This is a genomic window from Aliiglaciecola sp. 3_MG-2023, assembly GCF_030548205.1.
Lineage (GTDB): Bacteria > Pseudomonadota > Gammaproteobacteria > Enterobacterales > Alteromonadaceae > Aliiglaciecola.
Window position 1 is genome coordinate 243,801 of sequence record NZ_JAUORV010000007.1, and the last position, 18,537, is coordinate 262,337.

22 protein-coding genes are annotated in these 18,537 nt (G+C 39.3%); 13 read left to right on the top strand and 9 right to left on the bottom strand.

The genetic code is table 11. From position 1 onward, the window contains the following. Positions 1–17: 17 nt before the first annotated feature. From Q4574_RS10470 to arsC, 3 genes are read right to left on the bottom strand one after another with little or no spacing between them, the layout of a single operon-like run. The gene (locus tag Q4574_RS10470) at positions 18–440 is read right to left on the bottom strand and encodes a DUF2069 domain-containing protein (protein WP_303474039.1); all 423 of its coding nucleotides are present in this window, start codon (positions 438–440) and stop codon (positions 18–20) included. Next, complete coding sequence (gene wrbA / locus Q4574_RS10475; RefSeq protein WP_303474075.1) at positions 437–1,030, bottom strand: NAD(P)H:quinone oxidoreductase; 594 nt, start codon at positions 1,028–1,030, stop codon at positions 437–439. The genes Q4574_RS10470 and wrbA overlap by 4 nt, the downstream gene beginning before the upstream one ends. Further along, positions 1,027–1,380, bottom strand: coding sequence for an arsenate reductase (glutaredoxin) (gene arsC, locus Q4574_RS10480; protein WP_303474040.1), 354 nt, complete (start codon positions 1,378–1,380; stop codon positions 1,027–1,029). The genes wrbA and arsC overlap by 4 nt, the downstream gene beginning before the upstream one ends. A 133-nt stretch (positions 1,381–1,513) precedes the next feature. Here arsC and Q4574_RS10485 point away from each other — a divergent pair, with 133 nt between their 5' ends. Next, positions 1,514–2,008, top strand: a complete 495-nt coding sequence (locus Q4574_RS10485) for a TlpA disulfide reductase family protein (RefSeq protein ID WP_303474041.1) — start codon at positions 1,514–1,516, stop codon at positions 2,006–2,008. Here the strand turns inward: Q4574_RS10485 and Q4574_RS10490 are convergent. Beyond that, positions 2,005–3,465, bottom strand: a complete 1,461-nt coding sequence (locus Q4574_RS10490) for a M48 family metalloprotease (protein WP_303474076.1) — start codon at positions 3,463–3,465, stop codon at positions 2,005–2,007. The two genes, Q4574_RS10485 and Q4574_RS10490, sit on opposite strands and share 4 nt — an antisense overlap. 319 nt (positions 3,466–3,784) lie before the next feature. On the opposite strand from Q4574_RS10490, the gene Q4574_RS10495 reads away from it, so the two are divergent. Beyond that, positions 3,785–4,858, top strand: a complete 1,074-nt coding sequence (locus tag Q4574_RS10495) for an AI-2E family transporter (RefSeq protein WP_303474042.1) — start codon at positions 3,785–3,787, stop codon at positions 4,856–4,858. Positions 4,859–4,937: 79 nt separating this feature from the next. On the opposite strand, the gene bcp is transcribed toward Q4574_RS10495, so the two are convergent. Together bcp and Q4574_RS10505 are read right to left on the bottom strand one after the other, a co-directional pair. Continuing rightward, positions 4,938–5,405 (bottom strand): thioredoxin-dependent thiol peroxidase, encoded by a 468-nt coding sequence (gene bcp / locus Q4574_RS10500; RefSeq protein ID WP_303474043.1) that lies wholly within the window; start codon positions 5,403–5,405, stop codon positions 4,938–4,940. A 75-nt stretch (positions 5,406–5,480) separates the two neighbouring features. Next, positions 5,481–6,008, bottom strand: coding sequence for a glycine cleavage system protein R (locus Q4574_RS10505; RefSeq protein ID WP_303474044.1), 528 nt, complete (start codon positions 6,006–6,008; stop codon positions 5,481–5,483). A 230-nt stretch (positions 6,009–6,238) separates the two neighbouring features. Here Q4574_RS10505 and dapA point away from each other — a divergent pair, with 230 nt between their 5' ends. The 4 genes from dapA to Q4574_RS10525 all read left to right on the top strand — a co-directional run bounded on the left by dapA (position 6,239) and on the right by Q4574_RS10525 (position 10,136). Further along, positions 6,239–7,126 carry a 4-hydroxy-tetrahydrodipicolinate synthase gene (gene dapA / locus Q4574_RS10510; RefSeq protein WP_303474045.1) on the top strand — a complete coding sequence of 296 codons (888 nt, stop codon included), beginning with the start codon at positions 6,239–6,241 and terminating at the stop codon, positions 7,124–7,126. A gap of 22 nt (positions 7,127–7,148) precedes the next feature. Further along, on the top strand, positions 7,149–8,255 hold the full coding sequence (gene bamC / locus Q4574_RS10515) for an outer membrane protein assembly factor BamC (protein ID WP_303474046.1): 1,107 nt from the start codon (positions 7,149–7,151) through the stop codon (positions 8,253–8,255). A gap of 35 nt (positions 8,256–8,290) precedes the next feature. Continuing rightward, positions 8,291–9,394: a phosphoribosylaminoimidazolesuccinocarboxamide synthase gene (locus Q4574_RS10520; RefSeq protein ID WP_303474047.1), complete on the top strand. Its 1,104-nt coding sequence runs from the start codon at positions 8,291–8,293 to the stop codon at positions 9,392–9,394. Positions 9,395–9,521: 127 nt separating this feature from the next. After that, a complete protein-coding gene (locus Q4574_RS10525; protein ID WP_303474048.1) occupies positions 9,522–10,136 on the top strand; it encodes a flavin reductase family protein in 615 nt (204 codons plus the stop codon). A gap of 15 nt (positions 10,137–10,151) precedes the next feature. Here Q4574_RS10525 and Q4574_RS10530 read toward each other — a convergent pair whose 3' ends face one another. Both Q4574_RS10530 and Q4574_RS10535 read right to left on the bottom strand, forming a co-directional pair. Then, positions 10,152–10,553, bottom strand: a complete 402-nt coding sequence (locus Q4574_RS10530) for a hypothetical protein (RefSeq protein ID WP_303474050.1) — start codon at positions 10,551–10,553, stop codon at positions 10,152–10,154. Positions 10,554–10,801: 248 nt separating this feature from the next. Next, positions 10,802–11,206 carry an STAS/SEC14 domain-containing protein gene (locus tag Q4574_RS10535; RefSeq protein ID WP_303474051.1) on the bottom strand — a complete coding sequence of 135 codons (405 nt, stop codon included), beginning with the start codon at positions 11,204–11,206 and terminating at the stop codon, positions 10,802–10,804. A 433-nt stretch (positions 11,207–11,639) separates the two neighbouring features. On the opposite strand from Q4574_RS10535, the gene Q4574_RS10540 reads away from it, so the two are divergent. After that, positions 11,640–12,065: a hypothetical protein gene (locus Q4574_RS10540; RefSeq protein ID WP_303474053.1), complete on the top strand. Its 426-nt coding sequence runs from the start codon at positions 11,640–11,642 to the stop codon at positions 12,063–12,065. Positions 12,066–12,550: 485 nt separating this feature from the next. On the opposite strand, the gene Q4574_RS10545 is transcribed toward Q4574_RS10540, so the two are convergent. Beyond that, the gene (locus tag Q4574_RS10545; protein WP_216047532.1) at positions 12,551–13,594 is read right to left on the bottom strand and encodes an IS110 family transposase; all 1,044 of its coding nucleotides are present in this window, start codon (positions 13,592–13,594) and stop codon (positions 12,551–12,553) included. A 512-nt stretch (positions 13,595–14,106) separates the two neighbouring features. On the opposite strand from Q4574_RS10545, the gene Q4574_RS10550 reads away from it, so the two are divergent. The 6 genes from Q4574_RS10550 to Q4574_RS10575 all read left to right on the top strand — a co-directional run bounded on the left by Q4574_RS10550 (position 14,107) and on the right by Q4574_RS10575 (position 18,388). Then, entirely contained in the window at positions 14,107–14,691 is a 585-nt protein-coding gene (locus tag Q4574_RS10550; RefSeq protein ID WP_303474054.1) for a hypothetical protein, read from the top strand. A 481-nt stretch (positions 14,692–15,172) separates the two neighbouring features. Beyond that, on the top strand, positions 15,173–15,646 hold the full coding sequence (locus Q4574_RS10555; RefSeq protein ID WP_303474055.1) for a hypothetical protein: 474 nt from the start codon (positions 15,173–15,175) through the stop codon (positions 15,644–15,646). Between the two features lie 139 nt (positions 15,647–15,785). Continuing rightward, positions 15,786–16,364, top strand: a complete 579-nt coding sequence (locus tag Q4574_RS10560) for a hypothetical protein (RefSeq protein ID WP_303474056.1) — start codon at positions 15,786–15,788, stop codon at positions 16,362–16,364. Positions 16,365–16,550: 186 nt separating this feature from the next. Further along, the gene (locus tag Q4574_RS10565) at positions 16,551–16,847 is read left to right on the top strand and encodes a hypothetical protein (RefSeq protein WP_303474057.1); all 297 of its coding nucleotides are present in this window, start codon (positions 16,551–16,553) and stop codon (positions 16,845–16,847) included. Positions 16,848–17,144: 297 nt separating this feature from the next. After that, positions 17,145–17,333, top strand: a complete 189-nt coding sequence (locus Q4574_RS10570) for a hypothetical protein (protein WP_303474058.1) — start codon at positions 17,145–17,147, stop codon at positions 17,331–17,333. A 746-nt stretch (positions 17,334–18,079) separates the two neighbouring features. Beyond that, entirely contained in the window at positions 18,080–18,388 is a 309-nt protein-coding gene (locus Q4574_RS10575) for a hypothetical protein (protein WP_303474060.1), read from the top strand. The last annotated feature ends 149 nt before the right edge of the window (positions 18,389–18,537 follow it).

The following is an 18,537-nucleotide window of genomic DNA, read 5'->3' on the forward strand; positions in this document are numbered from 1 at the left end:
GATGACCGCGCTGGTCATTATTTTTCAAATGAGGCTTTTTCTTTGGCCATTTCATCTTTTAATTTAGGAATGCTAAGTCCTAATTCTTTTCCCCTAAGTCGGGCGTAGAAGCTACAACCAATAAACATACCAAAGCTCAATACAATTTCGATGAATGCATAATAACGTTCATCAGCAACGGCATAAAAGCTGGTGAGACCATGAATGATATAGAACATGACAATAAAGTTTGCCCATGCGTGGGTGTAAGGTTTGCCACGTAAAATTCCAGCCATGGGAAATAACAAAGGAATGGTCCAGGCAAAGGTTAAGAATATTTCAAATTGCTCACTTCTGCCCGTTGGCGTTGCCAACAAGAGATGCCAAACAGGAACCCAAACTAACAACAACAGATAACATACTAAGGCTAACTTTCGATAAATACTGGTTGGAATTTTCATTTTTGTCCTAGTTTTTGGGCTATCAAAGCAAGTCTTTTTCCCTGGGCAATACACAAAGCTTGCTCGTCTTGACTCAATTCAGATTTATTTTGAACACTCAGATGACTAACGCCGTATGGGCTACCACCGGTTTGTGTTGAGTGTAACTCAGGCTCAGAATAGGGAAGGCCACTAATTAACATGCCATGATGTAGTAAAGGGATCATCATGGTTAATAACGTTGATTCTTGCCCACCATGCATGCTACTCGATGAGGTAAAAACACATCCTGGCTTGCCGCTTAAATTAGCAGACAGCCACAAAGATGAGGTTGAGTCCCAAAAGTGTTTCATAGCACTGCTCATATTACCAAATCGGGTAGGGCTGCCCAGCGCCAATCCGCTGCAACTAGCCAGCTCTTCTAAGGTTACATAGGGATCTCCTGATTCAGGCACAGGTTGCTGTTCAAAATCTATGCCTGTGGACACCTTAGGTACAGTTCGAACAATCACGTCGGCCCCTTGCATTTGCGCACCTAATGCAATTTTATTGGCTAAATTTCGCGTTGCGCCATGTAAGCTGTAGTACAAAACTAGAATAGGGCCCACTATAGGATGTCCAATACCGATTCTGGCGGACGACCAATTCTAGCTTGATTGTTATTCACAACAATTGGGCGTTCAATTAGTTTAGGGTAGGTGGCCATGGCAGAAATTAACTGGGATGCAGTGACGTTTTCATCACCAAGATTATTTTCAGTATAATCTTTTTCTTTTAAGCGCATCATTTTGCGCGGATCCTCAATATTCAGCAATGCCATAAGCCCTTCGATTTGCGAAACTGATAGTGGCGTTTTTAAATATTCTATAATCTCTGGCTGTAAGCCTTTGTCCGTTAGCAATGCTAAGGTTTGTCGACTCTTGCTACAGCGAGGATTATGATAAATTCGTAAGTTTTGCATAATTTGTTTACTTTTCATTGCCAATTAAATTGCAGTATTCTAAAGGGTAATGCATGGCGGCAACAAATATTATTTGGTTTGTTATGCTAATTTAATGTAGGAAGCGAAGGGTAAAATAGGAAACACAGGGTTTATGATTAAAAAATTGATCTTCGTTAGTTTTGGGTTAGCAGCCGCCGTAGCTGGTTTTTACTTGTCTTTGAATCTTAAATCTGACTTTGAAACTGTGGAAGGGGAAAGTTATCAATGGCAAGATTTTAACGGACAGTTTTTAGTCGTTAATTATTTTGCAGAGTGGTGTGCCCCTTGTCTAAAAGAAATTCCAGAGCTGAATCAGTTTGAACGCTTTGCGGATGGGGAAACAGATGTCGCATTGTTGGCCGTCAATTTTGATAATCTGCCCACGCCAGAGTTACTGGCGTTAAAACAAAAATATCAAATTGATTTTAGGATCATTTCAGGTTTGCCAGAAAATACGGTTTTTAGCAAACCGAAATCTTTACCCACCACTTTTATTATTGGCCCCGACGGAGCGCTAATTAAACAGCTTCAAGGCGAACAAAGTGATGCAAGTTTACAGAATATTATTATCCAGCTTCGACAACGACAACTGTTGCAGTCTAGCTAAAGGGATTTGATCTTGTCTATTTGTTCTCTGATTTGATCGATTCTGGCCCTGATTCGTTGTTTTTCTAGTTGTCGGTCACCGGCAAAGTTATATGCGCTGTGAAGCTCATCTATGGCTCTGGCATAGGCACTTACCAAAACATATACCTCAGCCTTGCTTTGGTGCATTTCTAACATTTGACGACTTTCCAGGTATGCATCTGTTAACAACTGTAAGGCCAATAAGTTTTTCGGGTTCACCAACAAAAAGTCTTTCAGCAAGTTTGTCGCTTTTTTAATATCCCCTTTTTTAATCAGTATGTTAGCTAAATTAAGCGTTATCACACTATTGTGGGGGGTATGCTTTGCTTGTTCTGATAACATCGCAATGGCCGGTTCGAAGTCTTTTTGAGCGATGGACAAATCGGTGGCAATATCCAAATAGAAAAGGTTATTCGAATCGTTATTTAATAGTTGCTGGACGATTTTTTGTGCTTCTGCATATTGCTCATTTTCAAAATAAGACAGGGCTAAGCCGTACATTGCAGATTGTTTGAAAACATATTGTTGTTTATCAAGGATATCTTTAAAACCGATAATATTGTCTTTTGGATTGCCATAATAACGAGCAACGATCCTCGCTTTTGCTAGGTGGAAGCTCAGTCTTGCTGGCACCTGTCGCACATTATACGAACTTGCTCGACTGCGCGCATCGGCAATACGGGATTGTGGTAGGGGGTGAGTCAATAAATACGCAAAAGGCGTAGATTGTAGTCGATATTTTTCCGCTAATTTTCCAAAAAATGATGCAGCAGCATTGGGATCGTAACCGCTTTGAGCCAATACTTGAATACCAATACGGTCGGCTTCCCGCTCGTTAGCCCGAGTATAGTTGATAGACGCTTGTTGCGCGGCAGCATTGGTTGCACTTAACGCTGCCATACCGGCTTCGGGATTGGCGATGGCTAACAAGACACTACCGAAAATGGAAGCTAACTGGAGCGGCGTGGACTTTTGTTGAGATTGCATTTTTCGGGCAATATGGCGCTGAGTCACGTGGGCAATTTCGTGGGCAAGCACAGAGGCTAATTCACTTTCATTGTCTGAGTTGAATATTAACCCTGTGTGCACCCCAACATGACCACCGAAAAATGCAAATGCGTTTATATCTGCATTATTTATTAGAAAAAACTTAAAAGGGAATTTTACATTATCTGCTTGTACCACCAGACGATTGCCTAAATCTTGTAGGTATTCGTCTAATAAAGGATCGTTAACCAGCGGCGCTTGACCACGAAGTTGGCGCATTAATATTTCGCCAATTTGCATTTCTTTGTCAATACTAATGGCATCTGATGCCACAACGCCAATTTCTGGTAAGGCATTGCGTTGGTGCTGGTCGCTAACTTGCGCTCCCACGAATGTTGAGGTAAGGGCGAATAGGCCAGAAGCTACTGCTACAACAAGACGCTTAGTCATATTTTTCAATCTAACTTCTCTCAAATTTCTCTATCCACTCTATATGTATGGGTTAATTCGCCTATTTGAAACAGTTACGGGCAAATAAGTTCAGTTTATAACGTCAATATTATGTAAATCTAGCGGTAATATATCATTACACTCAGCATATAAGAGCAGATATCTTATATTCTAATTTCATTTAATTTTAATGATTAAACGTGCAAATATAGTGTAAGTTATTATGCAGGTATTTATCGAACCTCGCAGCAAATTGCATTACAGTCAATGTCGTGTTCAGGAAACAACCCCCACAGAAGTAAAATAGGCAGGAAATTACATGTTTGAGATGTTAGATCGCTGGTATAAGCGTAAGTTTTCGGATCCGGATTCTCTTATGTTACTCATGCTACTGATCTTTGTATCCGTATTATTCGCTATTTGGGGCGATATACTGATGCCCGTTATTGTGGCCGCCGTTATAGCCTATTTACTGGATTGGCCATTAATGCAGTTAATGAGGCTAGGGATAAACCGAATGTATGCTACCGCAATTATTGTGCTGGCATTTATTGCTGTGTGTATTTTGACCTTTATTGGCTTAGTTCCGGTTATTACCCAACAAAGTGTGAATTTGATCAAGGAAACTCCTCAAATATGGAATAAAGGTCAAGAGTGGTTGTTAACGCTGCCAGAGTTGTATCCAAATTTTATTCAAATTTACCATATTCAGAATATATTGGAGGAGATCAATCAAAAAATTGTCCAAGTGGGCGAAACCCTTATCTCCGCTTCATTTAGTTCATTAGCAGATGTGGGGGCAATACTCATTTATCTCATTTTAGTGCCTTTGATGTTGTTTTTTATGCTCAAAGATAAGAACTTATTAATTGAGAATTTATTACGTATTATGCCTAACGAACGCCGCTTGATTAAACAGGTTAGTTCGGAAATGAACCTGCAAATCGCTAATTATATCCGCGGTAAAGTGATTGAAATTATTATTGTGGGGGCAGTGTCTTCGATTACTTTTGCCCTAATGGATCTTCGTTACGCCGTGTTGTTAGGGGTACTCGTTGGCTTTTCCGTTTTAATTCCATACATAGGCGCGGCTGTAGTTACTTTACCCGTTGCTATTGTGGCCTTGTTCCAATGGGGGATCACTCCGGATTTCTGGTATTTAATGATTGCTTACGCAATCATTCAAGGGTTAGACGGAAACGTACTAGTGCCTATCTTATTTTCTGAAGCCGTTAGTTTACATCCCATTTATATTATTGTGGCTGTGCTGTTTTTCGGTGGTCTGTGGGGGTTCTGGGGCGTATTCTTTGCCATCCCCCTGGCAACATTGGTTAAAGCCGTTATCAACGCTTGGTCTCCCAGTGTAAGTCCTGAACAAGAAACTAGCCTCTAAAGCGCATTTGCACAGTGCTGAAATGGAGAACCAAAAAAGGGAGCAAACTTGCTCCCTTTTGATATTCAGCGAGTTTAACTTAACTATTGGTTAAGAAATCTAGCACGACTTGGTGGTGATCTTTGGTTTTGAATTTATCAAATACATGGGAAACAACACCTTCGGGATCGATTAAAAAAGAGATGCGATGGATCCCATCATACTCGCGTCCCATAAACTTTTTCGGACCCCAAACGCCAAATTGATCTGCCACTGCGTGGTCTTCATCTGACAATAACGTAAAGTTTAGTTGTTCTTTTTCGGCAAACTTGGGTAAACGTTTCTGTGCATCTGGGCTGATCCCTAACGTAACCACATTTAGTTTATCCAACTCAGCTTTTGAATCTCGTAAACCCTGGGCTTGCACAGTGCAGCCTGGGGTCATTGCTTTAGGATAAAAATACACTAAAACATGCTTGCCTTTAAAATCTGCCAATGAGACAGCATTGTCATTCTGATCTTGAAGTGTAAATTGCGGCGCTTTATCGCCGGCTTTAAGTCGGTTCATGTAATGATCCTAAATAGTTGATTAAGTTATGGTTAACACTCTTTGTGCCGTTACCTTTGCAACCCGTGGGGTAAATTAGTGATTTTCACTAATTTTACCAGACAAATTTAAGCTATCTAGTAGTGCATGGAATTGAGTGGTAAGCCCTGTCATATCACCCTCGAGAGGCATGCTTGCGACAAATTTGACCTTCATCTTTTCCTTCTGACTATCTTGGTCAGTGAACGTGTGTTGCCGCAATGCACTTATTGCTGCATCGAAACTCGTTAGCAAAGCAGACACCTTGTGGATCACACCAGGAATATCGTCGCCACTGATTTGTACATCAATAAGATGTTCCAAATTTTGTTTACTGTGGCGCTTGGTACGCTTCATCATAGAGAGTAGATCATGGCTTTGACAGGTTTGAGGTATTTTCAGTTCAGCCTTAGTAATTTCCAGCTGTGAGCCTTCCAAAATCATGGTAAGTGAAAAGTCTTCACCATAAATAGCTTGGCGGCTGTCCAAAATATTGCAACCTGTAGCGCTAACAGTATTGGAAATTTCACTTAAAATTCCCATATTATTACCGCCCAGAATAGTAACGATGAGTTGTTGTTTCATTAATTAAAATTAATTCAAAGTAAAAACGAAAGGACTATTATAAAGGAATTTTTAAACTTTTAAAAAACAACTATTTGAGTTTATTTATGCAGAACTAAATTAGGGCGACAAAACCCAAGTCTGTTGCACTATTTAGTAAACAGATTCAGGTAAGACTATTTTATTGATTATCTGCTTGTTTTTAGCGGCCTTGATCATTACCATTAGGCGCTCATTTTTGTGGAGAAAACATGTTTAAAGGTAGTTTTGTAGCGCTTGTAACCCCGATGCACCCAGACGGGGAGGTAGATTATGTTGGACTTAAAAAGCTTGTTGAGTTTCATGTTGAAAATGGAACTCACGGTTTGGTGTCTGTAGGCACAACCGGCGAATCAGCAACTTTACCCTTTGAAGAACATATCGAAGTGGTGAAAAAAACCGTTGAATATGCGAATAATGCGATCCCGGTGATAGCGGGGAGTGGCGCAAACTCAACCTCTGAAGCGATTTTTTTAAGTCAACAATTGGCTAATACCGGTATTGCTGGTTTTTTAAGTGTGGTGCCGTATTACAATAAACCACAACAAAAAGGCATGATTGCCCATTTTGAAGCCATCGCCGATGCCACTGATTTACCTGTGCTTCTTTACAATGTACCAGGTAGAACTGTTGCTGATATGCTGCCAGAAACCGTTGCGGTATTAGCAAAACACAAAAATATTGTGGGATTAAAAGATGCAACTGGGGATATGGCGCGCTTGAAGCAAACCCAAGCCTTAGTGCCAGATGACTTCTTATTGCTTAGCGGTGATGACCTTACTAGTTGTGAATTTTTATGCAACGGTGGCCACGGTGTGATTTCGGTAACGGCAAACGTAGTACCAGCTGAAATGGCAAAAATGTGTGAGTTAGCCGCAGCTAAAGATTTTGCTGAAGCAAAAAAAGTTGATCAGTCGGTTGCAGCGCTTCACGACGCTTTATTTATTGAGCCCAATCCAGTACTGCCGAAGTGGGTATTGTACAAAATGGGTTTAATTGACAGTGCTTTTTTACGCTTACCATTAATTCTTCCGGAACTCCAATCCAAAAATGTAATCGAAGACGTCATGCGTGCAACAGGCATTACAATTAATGGTTAGAAAAAACACAAAGGAATTAAGCATGGCTCGATTGACAATTTTAGCAGTATGTCTAGGTGTAGGCGCTTTAAGCGGTTGTACTAGCCTTGAAGAAAGGCAGCGTGCCAATGGTGATTATGACTACGTAGAGTCTGAAGAAAATGTGGCTTACAAAGTCCCCAGTGACTTAGACAAGCCATATTATAAGAATGATTATGATATTCCAGAGTTGGGCGAGAATGCGCCAAAAGAGTTAGTTGGCGATAAAGTTACGGTAACTTCGCCGTCTTTAGTGCTGCCTTTGGTTTCAGGTTCCCATGTAGAGGAAGGTTTAAAAGAAGCTACCGTTTGGTTTGACCAAATTGATGATTCTGAGCCTTTAGATACAACCATTTGGAATTCAGTGATCAGCTTTTTAGATGAAAGAGACATTGGCGTTGTTGAATTTGACAAAGACGCACAAGTTTTAGTAACTGATTGGATGATTATTGAACCAGATGAAAACAATAGCTGGTTTAACTGGACAACTACTGAGCGTAGTATTGGACGTCGATTTGAGTTTAATTTAGATATTAAACCCCACGGTAGAACAGCAAAATTAAAAGTTGTACTACGTGATTATTTAGAGACTGTGGGTGAGGAAGTGATTGCCGATCTTAATTTTGAGCAATCGCGTCGTAACGAAGTCGAAATATTAAACCAAGTGATCAGTCATTACGAAAAACAAGTGCGTTTGGAAGATGTGAAGAGAATCCGTCAAATCCGCAATGGTTTTGCTTTAGAAATGGGATTCAATGCTGATGGCGATCCTGCTTACGTAGTGGATGGTCAATATGACTTGGTTTGGCCTCGTTTACTGCTTGTTCTTCGCAAACTGGGCTTTAATGTAAAAGATTTAGATAAATCTACCGGCCTGTTGTTTGTTAATTACGGTGGGGCAGAGAGCTCCTGGTGGGATAATTTATTCTCAAAAAGCGACGGTCAACTTGATTTAGAAAAAACGGACTACCGTATTCAGGTGAAAAAGCAAGGGCCGAAAACCTCTTTTACCCTGTTGAATGAAGAAAGCGAACCTTTTGAGGTTAAAAAAGTAACTGATTTGTATCCTGACTTTAAAGAAGCCATGGGCACAGAGAACTTAGATATTTAATTGATAACAATGCGCGTTTTATTGGAATTTGTAGTATGAGTTTAGCCAACACGGTTTTAGCGGTGAATGATGACTTACCCATTCGAACGAATGAGCCCGTTCACAGTGGCAAAGTTCGCTCGGTATATTGGTTAACCGAACAAGACAGTCGTCGGCTAATTCAGCAAAACAATTATGACGTGGCAGAAGATACCCCTTTAGCCGTGATGGTTATTAGTGATCGTATTTCTGCATTTGATTGCGTGTGGCGCGCTGAACAAGGCTTAGACGGTGTGCCGGGAAAAGGTGCAGCGTTAAATGCCATTTCAAATCATTGGTTCGATTTATTTAAACAACAAGGGTTGGCCGATAGTCACATTTTGGATGTCCCTCATCCGTTGGTTTGGATAGTTCAAAAAGCCAAACCTGTGCTGATAGAAGCGATTGGAAGACAGTACATTACGGGTTCCATGTGGCGTGCTTATAGCAAAGGTGATCGTGATTTTTGCGGTATCAAACTGCCTGAAGGCCTTGAGAAAGACAGTAAATTACCCGAGTTGCTGATAACACCATCAACCAAAGGTGTACTCACAGGAATTCCCGGTGTGCAAGAAGCCGATGATGCCAATATTACTAGGCAATCGATTGTCGAGCACTTTGCGCGCTTTAATTTTAAACAGATCAGTGATGTTGATTTGTATGAAAAGCTTCTAGAACAGGGCTTTGACGTTATATCTTCAGCGTTATCTGATATTGATCAAATATTTGTAGATACAAAATTTGAGTTTGGTTATGTTAAAGATAGACAAGGGCAAGACAAGCTTATTTATATGGATGAAGTAGGGACCCCTGATTCATCTCGTATTTGGGATGGTCCTGCATATCGAGACGGCAAAGTGATCGAAAACTCTAAAGAGGGTTTTAGGCAAATGCTTTTAAGTTATTTTCCGGAGCCTGACATTTTGTTAAACAAAGACAGAATGCCAGAACGAGCTACACTTGCACAAAATAATCTGTTGCCTCAGCAAGCGCTTATGGATTTGTCACAAACCTACTTAAATATAGCTGAGAAAATAACGGGTAAACCCATAAAGCTTAGCAATAATCCTAAACAAGAGATCATTGGCGTTCTGCAAGACAAATACGGATTAGTGGATTGATTTAATTGATCTTGTATCAAGATTTAATGACAAGATAATAAGCTAAGGATAAGTTTTTAGCGTGTAAATGGTTAAGGATGATAATCTAAAAGTCTGAAGAACATAAAACCTTTGGAAAGCATTTGTGATGTCGAACAATTACTATTTTTATGAGCCTAAAGAAGGCCATCCCCTCAAGCATGATCCATTTAATGCCATTATTGCGCCTAGACCCATAGGTTGGATTTCAACCCTAAATGCACAAGGCGTGGCTAACCTTGCCCCTTATAGTTTTTTTAACGCATTTAATTACACACCACCTATCATTGGTTTTTCTAGCATTGGATTTAAAGATTCTGTAGAAAACGCCCAGCAAAGGGGAGAATTTTGCTGGAATTTAGTGACTCGGGAACTCGCTGAAAAAATGAATCTTACCAGTGCAATGATAGACGGTGATGAATTCGAATTTGCGGAGTTGGAAAAGGGCAGATCTAAAATAATTGATACCCCCCAGGTTGCCAGTTCTCCGGTAACTATGGAATGTAAAACAACACAAGTGATTCAACTACAATCGCAAAATGGTGATGTTTGCGATAGCTACCTAGTGTTAGGGGAAGTTGTAGCCGTTCATATTGAAAAGTCTGCTGTGGTAGATGGCGTATATCAAACTACGTACAATCAGCCCATATTACGAGGCGGTGGGGCTGGAGACTACTTTGCTGTGAATGATATGCAACAATTTGAAATGCTACGCCCTAAATAGCTGAGTAGCACTGGCTTAACTTGCAATTTGTTTTTGTTGAAATTCACTAAACCAGCTCAACGCATCTTCTTTCGTTTTAAAGTACTGGATATTTTGGTATTTCGTAGACTCGACTCTTAGCCTGGCGATTTGAGCGATAATTTTATTTTCGATGATTAACGCTTTGGCCAACATATTTCGGGTGTTTATCCAACGATTAAAACTATCTATGACAGTGTAGGCTTCCGGTGTTGCTCCTTCTAGATTGAGCATATCGGCCAACACTAAAAACTGTTTATCTCCAAACTGCTCAATCAAGGGCTTCGCTTCCTGAACGAAAAGCTCGGTTGTAGCTACATTAAACATACCGGCGAAACGAGTAACTATGGTATTGCCATCGATAAACATGCTGTAAGAACCGTAAGGTGTATTCATCATCCTTACTCCCTCTTGATTAGGTTTGCTTAGCTTAGGTAGCAAACGGGTTAGTTTTTTCCTCTGATGCTAAGATGATAGCTAAGTTGACGCTAAAATAAACAAAAATAACGCTAATTTAGCCTAAAGTATAAGAAATGAAACATCCCGTTTTAACAGGCTTGTAAGGGAGTTATTGATCTTTATAGGTGTTGAAATTCTATAGGAATTAAAGCCTTAGGTTGAGTTAACCTAGTTAGAGTTTAACGATGTTATAGGGAGTTGTTGGTTTGAGTGTTCTTGACCCATTCAATAGCATCATGGAGATCATGGAAATACCTGACGTTCTGTTTTTTTAATTCAGGTACGCGTTCAGATACAATTTTGCCTATCACATCGTTTGAAACGACAATCGCTTTGGCGACGAGATTTTGCGAATTTAGCCAGTGGTTAAATTTATCAATCATCTCATATCCCTCTGGGGTCAGGCCCAGCATATCACTAATATCTATGAGCATAGAAAACGGTTTGCCGTCGAACTGGTTAATCATTTTTTTTGTTTCGCTTAAGTATGTTGCAGCGGTATGCCCACTGAACATACCTCTAAATGTTTGATAAACAACATTATCCTCAACACGAAATTGATAAGAACCTAGGGGTGTTTTCATTAAAGCCATTCACTATCAAATGAGTCAAAATAGCCCATTTTTAAAGGGCACTAGTCATAATGTAGTGTAAATATGACACAATCTCAAAATTTGAGAAAGTGCAATGGTAATTATTTTTCACTTCAAAGAAGAGATGACAATCTCTCAACTGTGCCAATAAGTGGCTGTTAAACAGAGATAACATTAAGCCCCAAATTAAATAGCAAACCGTTAAAATTAATATTACTAATTCAGGTAAAACTGATTTTTTCCGTATCAATGCAAAATTAGGGAAAATTTCCGTTTTATATGTAAACTAATCATTTCATCTTGCTAATATTTTTAACCTGTACAGACAGTTAACAAATATGCTAAAAATGACTCATGTTAAATACAGGAAATATTCCGCGTAATAAAAGGGATTTTTTCTAACTAATAATATTGTTATGTGCAAAGGATAGCTGTGAGAATAATTCTAGTTTTTTTTCCTCTTTTATTAAGTTCTTGTTCGTTAACCGGTAATACTGAGTTCGCATCATTTAGAGTTGGAAGCGATTCTTTCGATTCTCGTAAAGGCGTTTTTAAACGCTCACTTTGCCTCGAAAACCAAGAGAATATAGAAGTTGTTTTGCCCTTTACAAAAAATGAAAGGGAACAACTTTTCCGCTTAGCCAAACAAGACATACGCGATGGCAATGCTGGTTTAATTGATCTAGAAAAAATATGTGTTAGCAGTTACCCATATGAAATTAAATATGGTGACAGTAAAGGTGAAATCAATACAACTTGTTTTTCACCTTTACAAGATGATGAAGCTCAATTATCAAATTTTGTGTACGCCATTGAAGCTGTTCAAAACTTGCCAAAATCAAATTGCAGGTTTTATTAATATTTGCACATAACACATATGAGCCTCCGGTTAGTCAATAGGTACTAGTGTGCTTTTGATCTATTTTTCAGATCAATCCAAATCTTTGGGCTAAGCCGTTTACTTCATCTGTCATTGTGACTGTTAGGATATCGCCTACAGCAAACACATATAGAGGCTCTCTTATGCGATCTCATCGCAGCCTGCTTTTTCAAATTCCTTATTGCAAGCAGGGGCACTAGACATTCATCGGTTAACCCAGCACTGGCACTATTCAAAATGAAGGTTGGATATTTCCACCAGTTAGTTTCAGGCTCAGGCTAGGTGTAAGCGATTTAGCGCAAAGTATTGATGCACGCCCATTCGGTGTCTAATCAAGCCGGGTAGTTACCTAGCGGTGGTATATAAACGAGATAAGAGGTGTTAAACCAGTGACGAATTCACTCACGTTTTCACATACTCTGCATAAGGTGCTAGTTAGACGTTCAGCTCACCGAATGACGTGACTAACCTGCTAGAAATCGACTTTCATCAAATACCTTTTGACGTTTCAACATGAAGTAAACGCAGCGACCGAGTTTATGTGCCAATGCAGATAAGGCTTTTGCTTTACTCATGCGTTTTTGTAATTTGTTTAAATAGGCCTGAGCTTTGTCATTACCCCGTAGGTAAAGTACAGCCATTTCTGAGAACGCCCACTTGAGATGAGCATTGCCAATTTTGTTGCCTTGAGTACCATAGGTTTTACCCGCTGACTCAGCTTTACATTTGACTAATCGAGAGTAAGAAGCGAACTTTTGAACGCTTTCAAAGCGTTCAATATCACCGATTTCATATAGGATGGTGAGTGCGAGGATTTGTCCTACCCCAGCAATAGATTTGAGTAAGTAATAGTCTTTAGCGTTATGTTGTTTGGCTTGTTTTTCGATAAACCATTCAACCTGGCGTAACTCTGTTTCAATATGACCGACTATGTGTAAATCAATATCGATGTTGCGCTGTACGGATATATCATCAAAGACGTTAGACATTTTTTCACGAGACTTTGGATAACGTAAATTAAGGGAATGAGCAGGATAATTGTATTGACTCACGGTATTTGATACATGTGCTTTTAAGTCCGCGCCAAAGCGTACAAGTTTGGTACGGCGGCGAAGTAAATCACGGGTAGCCCGTAATTCGTTGGGGTAGTTGTATGCTAAGGGGAAATTGCCACCACGTAACAATTTAGCAATTTTAAATGAATCAATTTTATCATTTTTGGTTTTACCGCCATGAATGGCTTTCATATACAAGGCATGACCTAATACGAAATCTATATTGTGTTGCCGACAGAAGTCACTTACCCAATACCAACAGTGCATACATTCCACGCCCACAATGATATTGCCTAAATAAGGAGTTAATAAAGCCAGCAATTGTTCGGGTGAATCCTTTACTTTTTTATGGACAAGTACCTCACCTTTATCATCAATAATGCATACGTAAAGTAAGCGTGCGTGTAAATCTATTCCACAATAGTAAGGATGTGTATTAGTATAAAAGTTCATTGAGCTTCTCCGTTGGTTTTGTCACCTATCAGAGTAGCTGAAAAGTTACGCTGATTGGGGAGGCTCAATGAGTATCAAGTTACTCAAAAGGACAAATAACAGTTGGTTTTTGCTCCTTCGTCGCTTATTTTAACCAACTGATATTTGCCTCTTAGTAAGGCGTTATGTGCCAATGGAATTATGAAGCCTGAGAAACCTACAATTATGGGAAACGGTGCGTTTGAGCCATCTGCAAAATGCCCAAGTTGTAATCTGATAATGTATTTAGGTAACAGGTGTCCTCATTGTGACCATTTGTTAAGTCAACCTGAGCAAAAAGCTCAAAAGTTGTTTTGGATAAAAGTCAGAAATAATAGTTACAAAAAGGGCTTAGTGTTCTTTTCATTATTTATCTTAGTCATCTGGTGGGTGTATGGCACATAACAAAAACATCAACGGGAAAATTACTCGCTGTCGCTCCGTATTTTCCCGTTATATTAAGCGTTAGCTGAATATCGAAATGGAATCGTATTGTGTTTGATAAACAAATCCCTTTTACTAATGAGATGAATAATATCTTTGATAATGAAGATATCTTAAGCATGATCAATATCCCCGATGAAACGGCATGTATATTAAAAGCTCATTTAATTTTAGAAGAATTATTAAACTGCTGGAGTAGCCAAGTTACAAAATGTGATGACCTTTACTCCGGAATATTTGTCTCTTTCAAAGTAAAGCTAACTATATCTAAAAACCTTGGTTTAACTAAAGAAGTTCATGACTTACTTGATAAGGTAAATGACATCAGAAATAAATTTTCTCATCGTAAAAAATTTAAATTAGAAAAGTCAGCAATTGAAAGCCTCAAGAATAAAGTGAACAACTTTATGTCTGAGGCAAACATAACAAAATGTGAAGAGTTCACCTTGGTAGTTAATGGTACTGATCACACAGGTGAAAGAAAAGAAATGATTCATAAATGGGAAACAAGTGAAAATAGAATTAGGTTTATTACCTTATTTATGAATTTAATGGTTAGATTGTTATTTTGGATGAAAATCGAATTCAAAAAAAGAGGAATAGACCATTCTATTCTGCCAATAACATTCAGCTAACAAGTTGCTTAAACGGACACAAACAGCTGGCTGTGCTCGTTCCTCGCTATTATAGCCAGCCATTTTTAGCCGCTTAGCAAAGCGTTATAGCGCTTTTCCCTGTCTAAATACTTTATAGTTTAAAGGTGGATATCTTCCGTACTTCTCCGATTTAACTACTGCTTTTTTCCGTAAACGGCCTGTGCTTTATTCAAATATAAATACTCCCATCGCAAAAAGCTTTTATAAAAACCTGCTCACAGTAACGTTTATCAATAGTTGCAGTTTTCTGGTTGTTTGGTTTAGTCTACGGTAATAATTTTAATCAAGTTGTTGTGTTAACTGCTTGTGGCGGCAAAGCCGCGATAGTGAGTAGGTTAGGCGCAATAACAAACGTATGTTTCTGACCCAAACTCGCTGGCTGTGGCTCATTCTTCGCCAAGTATAGCCAGCAAGTTTGTGCAGTAAATACGGGGCGTTATGTCCCTAATGGAGTTTTTGGATGCGGATAAGTAACTTTGGAGAAACCTGCTTGGCCATATCTGGTGTCTGGTTGATTGCCTCCTCCATGCCTGATTTCTTGACGTCCATTATCACTATCAAAACTTCTAATCTGATTGCAGATGAGGGCTCCTTTTATTTTGGCACTTTGGTTTTTTTAATTACTAAGCTGGTAATTGGCTTGTTTCTGATTGCTACGAGAAAGTCTATTGGAAAGTTTCTTGGTTTCAATTCCCAATTTGACTCCAACGCTACTGAATTGTTATCAGCAGCAATATTCTTATTAGGTTTATATTTCATTTTTAATGGGAGTGTAGCTTTAGGTCAGCATTATTTAGTATTTAGAGAACAATCGGATACTGAGATGTATTATTTTTGGCAAGGTTTACTAAGTGTAATTTGCGGACTCACTTTAAGCTTATTTTCTTTTAGTTTATCGAAAATATGGAGGCTTCTCAGGTTTGCCGGAACATAACAAACACATCATGTTCACTCGCTTCGCTCATTGGGACGCATACTCGCTGGCTCGGCTCATTCTTCGCATGTATAGCCAGCAAGCCTGCGCCCCATATGTGAAGCGTTATGTTCTTCAACTTCGAGATTGAGTGCTAATTATGGGATTATATGTTCATTCTTTAGGTGAGCTTCCAGCAGAAGCTGAGCGTGCTTACTATTTATACGTCTTGGATTACGGTTGGCACGAAAGATTAGGTGACGCTCTTGAACGGAACCTCAGTAAAATGATGGGCATGGCCTCACAAAATGATGCAGTGGTAATTAAAGGTGTTGAAAGTATTCATTTCAACAACGAAATATTTTCATACCACGATATTAATGGCGAATCTGGTGATGAGGTATTACCTGGGATACTTATTACTACTTTGCATCCCAAATATTTCAGGGAAAACGAGGGACGCCACTATACAAGAGAGGAATTAAATGAACATATGCTCCTTATTCCTCTGAGAAATTACTGTTCAAATTCAGATGATGTGGTGTCTTTAATAACGAAAGTATTTAAAGATATTAGTGAAAAGAAAAAGCTTACAGATTTTTCAATAGTCAAAAAAACAGAGAAGAACGGCTTTCGCTCCTTTCTTGATACGTTGATTTTGCAGCCAAATGTTGCAGGTGTAGGAATCGACATAAAAAAGATTGGTGATTTATTTAGCTCAAAAAATAGTGAAACATAACAAGTTTGTCCATTTGACGTTTTGGTCTACGCTCCGTTTTGGGGTGGCTACGCCACTTTACCCCAAAACTCCACTACAACCAAAACGCAAATGACAAAGGCGTTATACGTACAGAGATGTTGAGACATGTATCAGTTTGAGTTTTTCGTTCTACCTGTCACTTCTGTCATAGTGTCAGCATTGTTCATGTCGGCAAACACATCACTTCCTAAAAAATGTGGTTTGGTTTTATTAGTTGTTTACGTTTTAAGTCTTGTCGGTGTTATTTATCATGCGCCAAATAAATTCGAGCTAGAGTTCCTGTTTAACAATGCTCTTATTGAAAACGTATTAACTTACCTTGTTGCAAATCTAGTGGTTGTTTTTGTGTATTGCTATGTTTCAAGAATTAAGGTTTTAATTAGTATTGTAAGTGGTTTGGTTACACTTTTAGCAATGCCAATGTATGGTTTGTATATTGCCTGTTATGTAGGTGGTTGTTAGTGAAAAGTACGTATAACAAACACATCATGTTCATTCGCTTCGCTCATTGGGACGCAAACTCGCTGGCTGGCGCTTCGCGCAAGTATAGCCAGCAAGCCTGCGCCCCATATGTGAAGTGTTAGAAGGCGCTAGTTTAAGGTGCATAGTTGTTTTAAAATCGCGAGAAATGCCAACATCATTTCTTTTTTCTTCTAGGTGGTTTTTAAAACAATAAACCATTTGGCAGTAATGGTTGTTTGAACTGTTTAGTTGTTTCAGGCTATCTTTAAACAAGGAAATTACAGGGGTTATTATCTGGTGGTTGTATTAGGTAATAGTGTTATTCAACAGACAAAGGATGTTTACAGCATGTTTATTGCGCCGTCTAACAAAGCAAATCAAGTACGCTCCTTCGTCGCCGGACGCATACTCGCTGGCTGGGGCTCATTCTTCGCCAAGTATAGCCAGCAAGCCTGCGCCGCTTATTTGAAGCGTTATAGCGCATAAGCCTTTCAGGTTACTGTTTAGCGCAAAGGTGGATATCTTCCGTATTTCTTCGAGTTAACTACTGCTTTTTTCCGCAATTCCCCTGCGGTTTATTCAATTCAAAATACTTCTTTCTCAAATCGCTTTTATAAAAACCTGTTCACAGTAACGTTTATCACTAGTTGCAGTTTTCTGGCAGTTTGGTTTAGTCTAGGGTAATAATTTAAATCAAGTTGTTGTGTTAACTGCTTGTGGCGGCAAAGCCGCGATAGTGAAGTGGGGTGGCGCAATAACAAACGTATGTTGCTGACCCAAACTCGCGGCCATTGTTCGTGCCTCACAAAGTTTAGGCCACAAGTTTGTGCAGCAAATTCGGACGTTATAGCGCAAAAGCCTTTCAGATTACTGTTTAGCGCAAAGGTGGATATCTTCCGTATTTCTTCGAGTTAACGACTGCTTTTTTACGCAATTTGCCTGCAGTTTATTCAACTTTAAATCCTTCTTCCCAAAACCAGCTTTATCAAATCTAGTTCACAGTAACGTTTTTCAATAGTTGCAGTTTTCTGGCAGTTTGGTTTAGTCTAGGGTAATAATTTTAATCAAGTTGTTGTGCAAACAGTTCGTGGCGGCAAAGCCGCGATAGTGAAGTGGGGTGGCGCAATAACAAACGTATGTTGCTGACCCAAACTCGTGGCCATTGTTCGTGCCTCACAAAGTGTAGGCCACAAGCTTGTGCAGCAAATTCGGACGTTAGGTACATGAGAGTAATGTTAAGACTTTTTCTTTTTTTGAGTGTTTTCGTTTCTGCGATTTCCGGCTTTGCTTCGGAGCCCACCAAAGTTTCCACTTATGCAAAATATGTTGATGCAGACCATGTATCTATTAAAGGTAAACTTTTTACAATCAGTGAATTGCTAGAACACTTAGTTAAAGAGTATTCTAATGGTAAAATTATAGAACTTTCGATATCTGGGAAGCCTTCTGAACAGACTTCGATATTGTCTCTGGCTGCCAAAATAGAGAAAAGTCCAAATTATAAGGCTGATGGTGTGGCCGTTTTTATAGTGTCGTGGTAGTGGTAGCGACAGTACCTAACAATAACATCAACCGGATTTGTGGAAAAGCGTCACAAACCGGTTATGTAGGGTGTTATGTGCCTAAGGACGGTCATGCTCAAACTGTTAAACCCAAATATTGAATCTGAGTTAAAAGCATACTGTCAAAA